This window comes from Proteiniphilum sp. X52 (genome assembly GCF_003712195.1).
In the GTDB taxonomy this organism is placed as follows: Bacteria; Bacteroidota; Bacteroidia; order Bacteroidales; family Dysgonomonadaceae; genus Proteiniphilum.
In genome coordinates this window covers 75,946-89,551 of record NZ_RDSD01000006.1, presented here as the reverse complement: position 1 = coordinate 89,551, position 13,606 = coordinate 75,946, and the positions used below count along the sequence as shown (strand labels likewise).

Annotated in this window: 7 protein-coding genes; all 7 read left to right on the top strand. The window is 44.5% G+C overall.

What is annotated here, in order from left to right; all coding sequences use genetic code 11:
• Positions 1 to 257: 257 nt before the first annotated feature.
• A complete protein-coding gene (locus tag D7D25_RS06855; protein ID WP_185140232.1) occupies positions 258 to 1,643 on the top strand; it encodes an SGNH/GDSL hydrolase family protein in 1,386 nt (461 codons plus the stop codon).
• 30 nt (positions 1,644 to 1,673) lie between these two features.
• Entirely contained in the window at positions 1,674 to 4,256 is a 2,583-nt protein-coding gene (locus tag D7D25_RS06850) for a glycoside hydrolase family 38 C-terminal domain-containing protein (protein ID WP_148038875.1), read from the top strand.
• An 86-nt stretch (positions 4,257 to 4,342) separates the two neighbouring features.
• The gene (locus tag D7D25_RS06845; RefSeq protein ID WP_122968238.1) at positions 4,343 to 6,700 is read left to right on the top strand and encodes a GH92 family glycosyl hydrolase; all 2,358 of its coding nucleotides are present in this window, start codon (positions 4,343 to 4,345) and stop codon (positions 6,698 to 6,700) included.
• A gap of 60 nt (positions 6,701 to 6,760) precedes the next feature.
• The gene (locus tag D7D25_RS06840; protein WP_122968237.1) at positions 6,761 to 9,904 is read left to right on the top strand and encodes a TonB-dependent receptor; all 3,144 of its coding nucleotides are present in this window, start codon (positions 6,761 to 6,763) and stop codon (positions 9,902 to 9,904) included.
• A gap of 268 nt (positions 9,905 to 10,172) precedes the next feature.
• Positions 10,173 to 11,684: a RagB/SusD family nutrient uptake outer membrane protein gene (locus tag D7D25_RS06835; protein ID WP_122968236.1), complete on the top strand. Its 1,512-nt coding sequence runs from the start codon at positions 10,173 to 10,175 to the stop codon at positions 11,682 to 11,684.
• Between the two features lie 45 nt (positions 11,685 to 11,729).
• Positions 11,730 to 13,085, top strand: a complete 1,356-nt coding sequence (locus tag D7D25_RS06830) for a DUF4185 domain-containing protein (RefSeq protein ID WP_255417219.1) — start codon at positions 11,730 to 11,732, stop codon at positions 13,083 to 13,085.
• A 39-nt stretch (positions 13,086 to 13,124) separates the two neighbouring features.
• Complete coding sequence (locus D7D25_RS06825) at positions 13,125 to 13,595, top strand: hypothetical protein (protein WP_122968234.1); 471 nt, start codon at positions 13,125 to 13,127, stop codon at positions 13,593 to 13,595.
• Positions 13,596 to 13,606 lie beyond the last annotated feature (11 nt).

The window sequence follows — 13,606 nt, the reverse complement described above, 5'->3', positions numbered from 1 at the left end:
ATGAAATAATAGTATGACTGAAAAGGTTTATGAGCCTTTGTTTCCTTTAGATGAGTTTATCCGGCCGGTATCGGGGAATCCCGTTTTTTCATCGGATACCTCTTCCGTTATTATGGCAGCGCCGATTCGCATGTGTCGATGGCCGTCTATGATCCATTCTCATAAAGGATTGTATTCAAAACTAACCTGGATATCAATCACAATTTTATTTTTTAACTAAACAGATCCTTCGGGTCACAATGGTATTTGCGATGAAGATAACAAAAAGATTCACATCAGTTTTTATTGCGTTGGGTATAGCTCTTGGCTTGATTTCTCAACCGGTTAGCGAGTTTAGGGAAGGGGAAAGGGTTGTCTTTCTGGGAAACAGTATTACAGATGGAGGCCACTATCACTCATTTATTTGGCTCTATTATATGACAAGGTTTCCGAACAGGGATCTGCGTATACTGAATGCTGGGATCGGTGGAAATACGGCGCTCGATATGTATAAACGTTTGGATAGTGACGTGTTCAGTAAGAATCCCACTACGCTGGTCGTTACATTCGGAATGAATGATTCGGGATATCAGGAGTATAACGGAGATGACCGGGCCGGGTTCGGTGAAGAAAAATACCGGGAAACCTATGAGAATTTTAAATTGCTGGAAGGACGGTTGAAAAAACTTTCCGGAACGAAGATAGTGATGATGGGAGGATCTCCGTATGATGGAGCTGCTAAGATTGATGGTAATACTGCTCTGAGGGGGAAAAATGAGGTGATGCAGCGTATTGTGGCATTTCAGAAGAAATCAGCAGAAGAGAATAACTGGGAATTTCTGGATCTGAACGCCCCTATGACAGCAATTAACCGGAAGTTCCAGGTGAACGATCCGGAATTCACCATTTGTGGTCTTGACCGGATCCATCCTGAAAATGACGGACACATGGTAATGGCTTACTTCTTTCTCAAGGAGCAGGGATTGGATTCCGATGTAGTGGCGGACTTTGAGGTGGATGCGTCCAAAAAATCGGTTGTCCGGTCGGCAAACTGTGAAATCTCCAATATAAGAGGAAATGAAGGTACACTCTCTTTTGATTACCTGGCTTATTCGTTACCCTATCCGTTAGATACGATTCCACGTGGATGGAACGCAAAAAAATCACAGGCCGACGCAATGGAATATATACCGTTTATGGAAGAAATGAATCAGGAGGTAATTAAAGTCTCCGATTTAGAGAAAGGTGATTACAAGATGTTCATTGATGGAGAAGAGATCGGAATATGGTCATCTGTTGATTTGAACAAAGGGGTGAATCTGGCGGCAGAAACAAAAACACCGCAATACCAGCAGGCTCTGTCGATTATGCATCTGAATGAAGTGCGATGGGAGATTGAGAGAAATTTCCGGGACTACGCCTGGATACAATTCGGCTTTTTTCAGGAAAGGGGATTGCTGTTTGCCAATAACCGTGCATCGCTTGAAGCTCTTGATAAGGAAACGGGTAACAACGGATGGCTGAGAATGCATAGGGATAATTATGCCCGGATGATCCATCACTCATTTCGTGAAACACGGCAAGCGGAAATGGATATGCTTGTTTCGAAGATCTATGAGATAAACCAACCGGTAAAGAGAAAGATAGTTTTAGTGAAAATCTGATTGGATTGTAATCCCTGTAAAAGAAACGATATGGTACTTGAAAATTTAAGTCAAAAACATAGGTTATCAATTTTTATTCTGTTTTATTTTCTACTGGTGAAAATACCTGTGTTGTCACAGACCGCTTGGTTTACCGATGGTTATCATGGTGGTATCTACGGTCATTACCCGCAATGGCAGGCACGGTTCATGGTAGAGCAGTTGGAGAAGCATCCTGATTGGGCAATCAATCTGGAGATCGAGCCTGAGACCTGGGATACGATCAGCGTGACAGATGCTGAAAATTTTAAAGTGTTCCAAGCATATTTTGAGAAAGAGGGCCCGTCGGGACGTATAGAATTTGTAAACCCTACCTGGTCGCAGCCATACTGTTATAACATCTCGGGGGAGAGTATCATCCGGCAGTTTCATTATGGTATGGCAAAGACCAGGGAGTATTTTCCGAGTGCCTCTTTTGTGACTTATGCCGTGGAAGAGCCCTGCTTCACGAGTAGTTTACCGCAGATACTGAAAGGTTTTGGTTATAAGTACGCGGTACTGAGAAACCCTAATACATGTTGGGGAGGTTATACCAGCGCTTTCGGAAAGGATCTGGTCAACTGGATCGGGCCCGACGGCACTTCCCTTCCGGCCGTTCCGAGATATGTTGTGGAGGAATTGTCCACGGAAACGACTTGGCAAACCGAGTCATGGACCAACTCCAACAGTTTCATTGAAAAATGCTTTGCCAACGGGATACAGTATCCGGTAGGGATGTGTTTTCAGGATGCGGGATGGGACGGAGGTTTGTGGCGCAGTGAGTACGAACCCACAGTGTATACCACCTGGACCAATTATTTTGAAATGATAAAAGGAAAGGTGGAACCCGAAGACTGGCATTTCACCCAAGAAGATATCAAACCGGGATTGGTGTGGGGTGCACAAGTGGTGCAGGAAATAGCCCGGCAGGTACGGGTGAGTGAGAACCTGCTCGTCACGGCAGAAAAGATGGCCGCGATGGACTACCTCTTTAACGATACGAGCTGGCCGGAAGAAGATTTTGACGAAGCATGGAGGACGTTGATGCTTGCCCAGCATCACGACTGCTGGATTGTTCCCTATAACGGCAGTTCGGGAGACACCTGGGCCGATAAAGTAGTCCGGTGGACTGAAGCGACAAATCAAATCGCGTCCGAAAAGATATCAAACCTCTTTGCCAAGACGAATAATACTGAATATATCCGGGTGTATAATACGCTGGGATCGACACGTAAGGAAGAGGTAGCCTTAATTCTATCGGAACATTTTCGAGGCCGGAAGATAGTAGTCATTGATGCTAAGGGTAAGCCTGCGCCTCATCAATTATCAGAAGGTATTGACGGTGCTGTAACACTGTTCTTTGAAGCATTGGTGCCGGGAATGGGATATGCTACTTACCGGCTGAAACAGAGTGATAAGGAACTGCCCTCTAAAAAAAAGCTGGATCTTTCTTCAGAAAAACTCACATCTTCAGAAAAACTTGCAATAGAAACAGACTATTACTCAGTAATCATTGATCCTGAGCATGGTGGTACGATCACAAGCCTGATCGATAAAAAGAACGGAAACAGGCAACTGGTTGAAAAGGGGAGATATTTAAATGACCTGAGAGGCTTTTTTTATAGGGAGGACAGATTTTATGAGGGATCAGAAAGCCGGGCTACAGTCTCAGTGATTGAAGAGGGAGAGATATTTACCCGAATAAAGGTAGAGAATCAAATTGCCGGGCATAACTATTATCAACTGATCACTTTTTATAAAGAGAATCACCGTATTGATTTTACCCTGCATATCGACTGGGATGGACAGCCGGGGATTGGCGCGTATGACCAGAGCGATAATTATGAAGCCACTGACCGGAATAAGGCTTTTTATAATGATGACTATAAGCTTCATGTACGTTTTCCGTTCAATGAGGTAGGCCGGAAGATATATAAGAATGCGCCGTTTGATGTCACTGAAAGTCAGCTTGACAATACCCTTTATTCAAGTTGGGACAGTATCAAACACAATGTGATCCTGAATTGGGTGGATATTACCGGTCAGGAGCAGGATTATGGGGTAGCACTGTTTTCAGACCATACTACGAGTTATCTGCAATCCGACAGTTTGCCGCTGGGACTGACCGTTCAATATACCGGTAGGGCTTTGTGGGGGAGAGATTACACGATCCATGGCCCCACTGAAATAGGGTATGCGCTTTTTCCTCATTCAGGCGACTGGGAGAGGGGAGAGGTGGAAAAAGCGAGCCGTCAATGGAATGAACCAATGGTCGCACAATTCATGTCGGGTTCCCCTGAACAACAGCAAAGATCAATACTCGAAACGGTGGGCGATAATCTGGAAATATCCTCTATGGTCGTGGAGAACGGTAATCTGCTTGTACGTATCTATAATACATCCTCCCGCGAAATTTCCCGCGAGGTGATCTGGAACTGCAGTGTGGATAAAATAGAGCAGATAGATTTAAAAGGTGATCCTATCCGTGAATTATCGCCTGTCGATAAGGGGGAGGGACGGTTGCAGACAAATATAACAATCCCCCAATTCGGCTTCGTGACATTGCGGTTTGGCGATTTGAAAATAAAAGAATAATACATATGCCGATCGGTATGAATTTCAGGTTTCTAATGACGTCAATGCATAACTATATATCTAGTTTAGGTACTAAAACAATTAATATGATATCCCATCGAAACAAGCCAACAGCTGTTATTCTTTTATTCGTTTCCTGCGCAATCATGGGGATTACCTCCTGCTCAAACCCACAGAAAGATAATACAGCGGAATTCTCACCAGCGGATTATGTAAACCCCTTTATAGGAGCAAGTACCAGCACTACGGCAGCCGGAGTTTATCACGGATTGGGTAAAACGTTTCCGGGAGCAACCACTCCATACGGTATGGTACAGGTAAGTCCGAATACCATTACCGGCGGTGATAACAGCCCGGGATACAGTTATGAACACAAAACGATAGAAGGTTTTGCTTTCACACAAATGAGCGGTGTAGGCTGGTTCGGGGATCTGGGTAATTTTCTGGTGATGCCCACAACCGGCGAATTGAAAAAGATTGCAGGAAAGGAAGACGGTAGTATCACCGGCTACAGATCCTATTACGATAAGAAATCCGAAGTTGCCGAAGCCGGATTTTATTCGGTCGACCTTACAGATTACGAAATCAATGTACAGAGCAGCACCACACCACGTTGCGGCATATTGAAGTTTACCTTTCCCGAAAACGAGAAATCACGTATTCAGATTGATCTTGCCCGCAGGGTGGGAGGAACATCTGTGGAACAGTATCTGAAAGTGGTAGACCAATATACCATCAAGGGGTGGATGAAATGCACACCCGATGGTGGTGGCTGGGGTGACGGGGAAGGCAATACAAACTATACCGTGCATTTTTTCGCCCGTTTCAGCAAGCCGTTAGAGAATTATGGATTTTGGAGTGCCGATATTCCTGATGGTTGGGGCCGCAAGAAGGATGATGTGGTGGGCATTCCTTACCTTACCAGAGTATCCGAAGCTCCGGTCATTACCGGAAAGGAGGAAATGAAAGGAAAACATCTGGGTTTCTATACCGAATTTCCTACTCACAAAGAAGAGGAAATCACACTGAAAGTGGGTATCTCCTTTGTAGATATGGAAGGGGCGGAAAATAATTTCAACACTGAAATCGCCTCGTTAGATTTTAATGAAGTGAAGACTCAGGCACGCCAGCTATGGGATAAAGAGTTAAGCCGGATTAAAATATCCGGAGGAAGTGACGATGAGAAGACTATATTCTACACCGCGTTGTATCATACTATGATCGATCCCCGAATATTTACCGATGCCGACGGTCGTTATATGGGTGGTGACAATACAATTTATTCAACAAACGAAGTCTTTACCAAACGCACCATATTCAGTGGATGGGATGTGTTCCGCAGTCAGTTTCCCCTACAAACAATTATAAATCCTTCCCTGGTAAGTGATCAGATAAATTCACTTATTACGTTAGCTGAAGAGAGTGGCAAAGAATATTATGAACGTTGGGAGATTGTGAATGCCTATTCCGGATGTATGCTCGGGAATCCGGCACTTTCGATACTTGCCGATGCCTATATAAAAGGAATCCGGACTTTCGATGCAGAAAAAGCCTATGAGTATGCGAAGAATACTTCCCGTCTGTTTGGTAATGACGAATTGGGATATACTCCCTCCGAACTCAGTATTTCGCATACATTGGAATATGCCTATACAGATTGGTGTATTTCACAGTTAGCCACTGCAATGGGTAACGACGAAGAGGCAAAGGTATACGCAAGGAAATCCCAGGCTTATCGGAATATTTTTGATAAGGAAAAAGGGTGGTTCCGTCCCCGCAAACCAGACGGCTCATGGCAGGATTGGCCGGAAAACGCCCGGACGATCGAATGGTATGGATGTGTGGAGTCAAACCCTTACCAGCAGGGTTGGTTTGTGCCACATGATATAGAAGGTATGGTGCAACTTATGGGTGGCAGAAAAGCAGTGCTGGCAGACCTGTGCAGCTTCTTTGATAAAACCCCGGATGACCTGTTGTGGAATGACTATTACAATCATGCCAATGAACCGGTGCATTTTGTGCCCTTCTTATTCAATAAGCTGAATGAGCCGTGGAATACACAGAAATGGAGCAGGCATATTTGTAAGTACGCATATCGTAATGAAGTGGAGGGTATTGTCGGCAATGAAGATGCGGGACAGATGTCCGCATGGTATGTGTTAACAGCATCAGGGATTCATCCTTCCTGCCCGGGCGATACGAGGTTAGAGATTACCAGCCCGGTATTCGACAGGGTAGATTTCAGGCTCGAGCCCGATTACGCACCGGGAGAGAAATTTACAATCATAGCCCATGACAATGGTCCGGAAAATATATATATCCAGAAGGCAGTGCTGAACGGAGAAGAATACAGCGAATGCTACCTTGATTTTTCTGATATCGCTCAGGGAGGTGTTTTGGAATTATATATGGGGAATACTCCTAATAAAGAATGGGGTAGGTAGTCCTATTTATTTAATCATATTTAAACATAGCTTTTTATTAATCAAAAATTGTTTGCAAACATGAAAAGAAAACAGAGAGCGGATGCGCCTGGTGTGTTTCCCAAAATTGTAAAACTGCTGTTGATCCTGATACTGCCATTCAGTAGCGGAGTACAGGCGAAAGCCACCTCAGATCTCATTTCACAACACCCTGCAAGAACGATTTCCGGTGTGGTGACCGATGAGAACGGTGATCCTGTGATTGGTGCCACTGTTGTGGTGAAAGGTACGACAATAGGTACCACCACGGATATTGACGGAATTTTCTCTTTAAGAATACATTCCGATGCTAAAACGCTGCAGATATCGTATGTGGGAATGATGACTGTTGAGTTGACAATCGGTGATAATTCACAGTACAATGTGGTTATGAAACCGGATGCTGTTCTGATGGAAGATCTGGTGGTTATCGGATACGGAACCCGATCAAAAAAAGATATGTCCATAGCAGTGAGTTCTGTAAAAAGTGATGAATTGAATGAACGACCGTCTGCCTTTAACATCATGCAAGGCATAGCCGGAAAAGTGGCCGGGGTAACAAACGTATCCATGTCCGGGAGGCCGGGTGGTTCATCTTCCCTCCGCGTTCGTGGGATGGGTTCCATCAATGCAGGTAAAGACCCTATCTATGTACTCGATGGTGTAATTGGCGTTGATCCCAATATCATCAATTCCGCGAATGTTGAATCTATCGACATTCTTAAGGATGCTGCTGCAACAGCTATGTATGGCGCACAAGGATCAAACGGGGTTGTGCTTATCACCACCAAGAAAGGTAAAAAAGGCAAAGGCTCTATTACCTACGATGGTAAGATGGGATTCGGTTTTATGAATCGCAAACTCGACATGCTGGATGCCGATGAATATATGGAAGTCCAACGGCGCAGCTATGCCTACAGCGGACAAACCATGCCTCACCTTACCACTGCCGACGAAAAACTTTTCTATTATGCCAAAGATGCTTCCGGCAACTACCAGTACGATGAAAAAGGACTGTTGATTGCTTCGCCCAGGTACAACACAGACTGGCAGAAGGAAATGACCCGCACAGCCATCACCCATGACCACATCGTATCTTTTTCATCGGGTAACGATGATACAAGTGTTTATTCAAGTGTTGCCTACCAAAACTATGAAGGAGTGTTGAAAAGCTCAGCGTACGAACGCTTCTCCGGTACTGTGAATGTAAACAGCAGGATTAAGGAATGGCTCCGCGTGCAGGTTGTAGGAACCGTTGGTGGTCAGAAAGGTAACAATAACGATATGGAAAGTTCTTTCGGTCAGGGGGCGATCCGTAATATGATCGAGATGCCGCCCATTGTGCCTGTTAAATACCAAGATGGCAGTTGGGGACGCAAGGGAGATTACAAATTTTCCGAGGAAGGGGAGAATCCACTGCTGTTACTACGAGACCGAAGGGATGAATGGAAATCCAATTTCTCCGTATTCAGCCTCAATTCTACTCTCGACATAACCAGAAAGCTAACATTGACCGTACAGGGAGATTATCAGCAGAATAACAGGAAGGGGATGAGTTATGCTAAAGCCGGGCTTCTGGACGTAAGCGAAAACAATGGTGGCTATGCGGATATCAGTAACTCCGATAATCAGAAACTCACCAGCGAAAACTACTTTACCTATACCGATGAGTATTTCAACGGACAACTCAGTTCTAACTTTGTGCTGGGTGCCAGCTGGTATTATAATCGCAATGAAAGTTCATCCTCGGGTTCCGAACAATACTTCGATGATTCGTTTGATTATCACAACCTCTCGGCAGGAACAACATGGCACGAACCCCGATCAGGGATGAATCAGAATACGATGAATTCATACTATTTCCGGATGAATCACAGCTTCCGCGACAGGTATCTGCTGGGTGTTACATTCCGTGCTGATGGAGCCTCAAATTTTGGCATGAACAACAAGTATGGATACTTCCCGTCAGTATCTGCCGGATGGCGTATTTCGGAAGAGAGTTTTTTCCGACCGCTCCTCAATGTGGTAAGCCAGGCCAAGCTCAGAACAAGTTACGGTGTAGTGGGTAACGCCTCCATCCCTAATTACAGAACCATCTCACAATACGGCAACGGTTCTACCATTTTCAACAAAGAACTTACATCGTATGTAACCCTCAGCAACCTGGGTAACAAGGATCTCAAGTGGGAATCATCACGCCAGTTTAATATTGGACTGGACCTGAGTTTCCTTAACAACCGGTTAGAGGTAATCATGGACTATTACACCAAGTCAACCAGAGACCTGTTGTTCGAGAAACAGATACCTATCACCACCGGATATGCCACTACGTGGTCCAATCTCGGCGAGATACGGAACGAGGGATTCGAGTCTACCATTACATCACGCAACATCCATACAAAAGATTTTATGTGGGTGACAGATCTTGTGTACTCCACTAACAAAGTGAAAACCATAGATATAAACGGAGAAACCATTGATACGGGGAATAATACCATAGCTCGGGAAGGTATAGACTGGGCATCGTATTATGTTTATAAAAGACTGGGTACCTGGAGTCTTGGCGAGGTAGAGGAAGCTGCCAGGTATGGCAAAAGACCTGGTGATATCAAGTACGAAGATGTGAATGGTGATTATAAGATCGACGAAGAGGATCGTCAGTTAATGGGAACCGGCAGACCGAAAGGAAACCTAACTATGGTGAATACCTTTACCCACAAGGGCTTTTCATTGATGGTTGACCTTAATTATGTGTACGGCTTCAAGATCATGAGCATTACCCATTCCATGGGCGAAAACAGACCGTTGTACAGCAACAGCGTGAAAGATATACTCAAAGCATGGACCCCTGAGAATCAAAATACTATGGTGGCTGCATTGCGTTTGCCCTCAGATCCATTCTTCGGCGAAAACGAAAAGGATTCGTACATGCTTCATAAAGGAGACTTCTTACGAATCCGTAACGTTGCACTCTCGTATTCTTTCAGTCCTAAAGTGCTTAACTGGCTCAGGGAAGTAAATAACCTCTCATTGGGAGTGTCTGTTGAAAATCTTGCGTTACTCACTCAATACCCCGGATATGATACCGAAATGGGAGCCTTCAATACAGACAACGGACAGAGTGTCGATTTCTACTCATACCCTCGTCCAACAACAGTTACGGCTAACATGAAGATTACATTCTGAGAATTAAAGAGTAAAAAACAAAGAGCCAAGATTTTTTAAAAGTGAATAATTAAGAGTTAAGAATGAAAAACGAAATATTGAACTTCTCCGCTTCTTAGTTCTAATTTCTTAGTTGTTGATTCTAAAAATCCTGGTTCTAAAACGTTCCCATATACATTGATGTAAAGAGATAAAATCATATGAAACGAGCATATAGATCAACGATACATAAGGATATGTAATGTCTTATGTCTTGATTCTTGGCTCTTATGTCTAAATTATCAATCAAATGAAAAAGATATATTCAAATATAAGCTGGCTCATTGCCCTGGCGGTAATGATCTCTTCATGCGATTCTTTCCTTGAAGAAAAGCCAAAGACATTTCTGAACCCCGATTCGTATTACCAAAACGAAAAGCAGGTATCTGCTGCCGTGAACGGTATATACACCTTTGTGGATGATATTATGGACTCAGATATCGAGCCCGGCTCTCATAGTTTCGTCTTCCTGGAATTCATGCACGGATACGGTGAACGTATGCGCGGATCAGGTACCCAAGACCTCGCTCAGGCCAACAGTCTGCTCATTGCGGAAAATAACAGCTATGTGCAGAGATTCTGGGAAACAGCATACAGAGCTATTGAGAATTGCAACAGCATCATCGAAGGTGTAGAAGGTATGGCAGAAGGGATGATAAGTGAGGCCAAAAGGAACCAGTACCTGGGCGAAACTTATTTCCTCCGTGCTTACTTTTACTTCAATCTGGTAAGACTCTATGGACCGGTGCCACTGAAGCTCACCCCTACCAGAGATGTAACTGACACTGCCATTGAATTATCATCCGTAGAGGCCATCTACACCCAGATCGATGCGGATATGACAAGAGCTGGCGAACTGATGGAAGATAGGGAGTGGACAAATACCAGTGGCCGCGTAACGAAAGGAGCGGTCAAGTCGATGCACGCCAAGGTCTTACTTACCATGGCCGGATATCCCCTTCAAAAAGGAACCGAATACTATGCCAGGGCTTACAACATGGCAAAGCAGGTATATAGCAGTGGGAGATTTACTCTGTTCGACAGCTATGAAGAGTTGAGAACTGTTGAAAATTCCGGAGAGATTATCTGGTCCATTCAGAGAGAGGCTGACAATGCAGGTAATCCCCTCCATAGTGCCCTGCTGGCTTATCCTGCACCGGTAAAAGCCGTCTCTGCCAGTGCCGCTTACGGTGGAGCGATCACTGTTACCCAGATGTTCTTCGACACCTACCCCGAAGGCGATAAGCGTAAAAAAGAAAGAGAATTCTATTATACCCAACAGCAGGCACTCGACCAATCGGGCATGGTAGACCTCGGCAGGTTATATATCTATAAGTACTGGGATCAGGATGCCGCGGTAACCGGAAAATCGGGAGCCAACTTTACACTCTTAAGATATGCTGATGTGCTGTTGATGTTGGCTGAGGCAAAAGCCCAGGCCGATGGAGGAACCACAACCGATGCCGATGCCATTGCAGCCTACTACGCCGTCAGAAAACGTGCATTGCCGGAAGAAGTGAAACCAACATCCATCACGGTTGATAAGGTATTGCAGGAACGTTTCTGGGAGCTGGCCTTCGAGAATCAGACATGGTATGATATGTTGAGAACCCGCAGGGCTTTACATGCTGTCACAGGCCAGATGGTAAATATGATCGGGTACCAGACGCCGAGCCATACAGCGCCGTTTACCGAAGCAAGTTTATTGTTGCCATACCCGATCAGGGAAAAGAGGTTAAATCCTAAATTGAAGAGGGATTGATCATTTAATAACGAGTATTAAATTATGAAGCACAATTATAATCGTATGATATTATTCTCATTCTTGCTTTGCATCTTCGTCTCTTGCTCGGACAGTGATGACAGTATAAGGAAGAATCCCTTTGAACCAGACGGGGATCACACCTATATCAAGATTTCCAGTACATTCAATGCGGATACGCTATACCTGTCCTGGGAACTTACCAACCCGGAAGTCAGTTTCGATAATTATCGTATTGAGTTGAGCAAACCGGCCATCACTAAAACTGCTGGAAGAGACGCAGCGACGGCCTACTTCACTCAGGTGCCATACAATGAACCTGTATCGGTAACTCTCTCATTGATGAAGGGTAGTGAAGTTGTAAACACCAACACTATCCAGGCAAAAATTGATGGTCTTGACAAGGTGATTGCCAGCATTATCATTCCCGACCAGGGAAGTGTAACCGCAGGTGATGGTATGTATTCCATTCCTTTACCCGACGGCAGGAGTATCTTCCTGATGGGCGACTCTTATATAGGAACGGTTACTAATGGACAACGTCCGACATCCGAGCGTATGTATCGCAATACCTATATTGTGTATGAGAACGGGAAGGTGAGTGCCATTTACGGATACGGGGGCGACAGGAATGCTTCTGCGGCAGTGCCTCCCGGTTATCCCGACGAGCAGAAATGGTACTGGCCCGGACACGGTTTTGTGAATGGTGATAAGTTATACATTTTCCAAACCCTGATGTATCAGGGAGGTGAAGGCATGTGGGGTTTCATGTATGAAACCACCCATATACTGGAGTATAACCTTCCCGGTTTGGAATTGAATAGGATAACGCCCATACCATTCAACGGTTCACCGGATATTCATTATGGAATGGCCGCGCTCAACGATGGCGATTATAATTATATCTATGCACAGGTGGATATACGAAATGATATGGATCCCATCACAGAGGTGCTGGTTGCGCGAACCGCCGTAGGCAACCCATATGATAACTGGCAATATTATAACGGTTCGGGCTGGAGTGCAAATCCTTCAGATGCCGTGAAGCTGCAAGGGTTATCAACGGTACCCGTTTCGTCACAGTTCAATGTGTTCAAACTGCGGGGCAAGTATGTACTGCTCACCCAAAAGAAAACTTTTAATTCCGGTGAGATATACACGTTTATTGCTGATAGTCCTGCCGGTCCGTGGCGAAATAAACAACTCATATTCAGAACCTATGAGCAAAACACTCCCCATTTATTGACCTACAATGCGATGGCTCACCCGCAGTTTGAGAAAGACGGGATGATACTTGTCAGCTACAACGTGAATACCGAAGTGTTTGCGGAGCAGTTCAGCGATGTAACTACTTATCGCCCCCGGTTTTTCTGGATCGATATAGATAAAATTATGGATTAAAAGTTTGAAAATCAACAACTTATAAACTAAAAAATTAAAATGATGAAAAAATATGGATTCATACTTATTGTAGTTTCGGTTTTATTCGCCATCATAAGCTGCGAAGACGAAAACCGGACACAAATATCATCCGACTACCCATCTGATTATGATATAAATTATGGCCTTTTCCATGTTTACCAGTACGACGAGGTAAACATTAACGGGATCGACCTTGCCCAGAAATTCGACTTCTTCGAGACTTTCAGGTTGACGTTGCACTATACCGATAATAAGATCAGTGCGGTAAGTTTCAGCAATGGCGATGTGCCTTTTTCACCTTACAGCTATGAAATCCCAGCCGGTAGGGTGGATGCATATCTGAACACGAGCGCGCTTCCCAATGAACTGCGTTTAACTGAATCGGACAAATTAATCGCCTACTATGTGAACGGTGAGTTTAGCATCCCTTTCAAACTGGATTGTCCGTCACTGGATTATAAATACACTTTCAAAAGCATTCATCAATAAAATTGTAATCT

Excerpts from the sequence above, each read along its gene's own strand:
- D7D25_RS06830 (WP_255417219.1), top strand. The coding sequence starts at position 11,730 with ATGATATTATTCTCATTCTTGCTTTGCATCTTCGTCTCTTGCTCGGAC.
- D7D25_RS06825 (WP_122968234.1), top strand. The coding sequence starts at position 13,125 with ATGATGAAAAAATATGGATTCATACTTATTGTAGTTTCGGTTTTATTC.
- D7D25_RS06840 (WP_122968237.1), top strand. The coding sequence starts at position 6,761 with ATGAAAAGAAAACAGAGAGCGGATGCGCCTGGTGTGTTTCCCAAAATT.
- D7D25_RS06835 (WP_122968236.1), top strand. The coding sequence starts at position 10,173 with ATGAAAAAGATATATTCAAATATAAGCTGGCTCATTGCCCTGGCGGTA.
- D7D25_RS06850 (WP_148038875.1), top strand. The coding sequence starts at position 1,674 with ATGGTACTTGAAAATTTAAGTCAAAAACATAGGTTATCAATTTTTATT.
- D7D25_RS06845 (WP_122968238.1), top strand. The coding sequence starts at position 4,343 with ATGATATCCCATCGAAACAAGCCAACAGCTGTTATTCTTTTATTCGTT.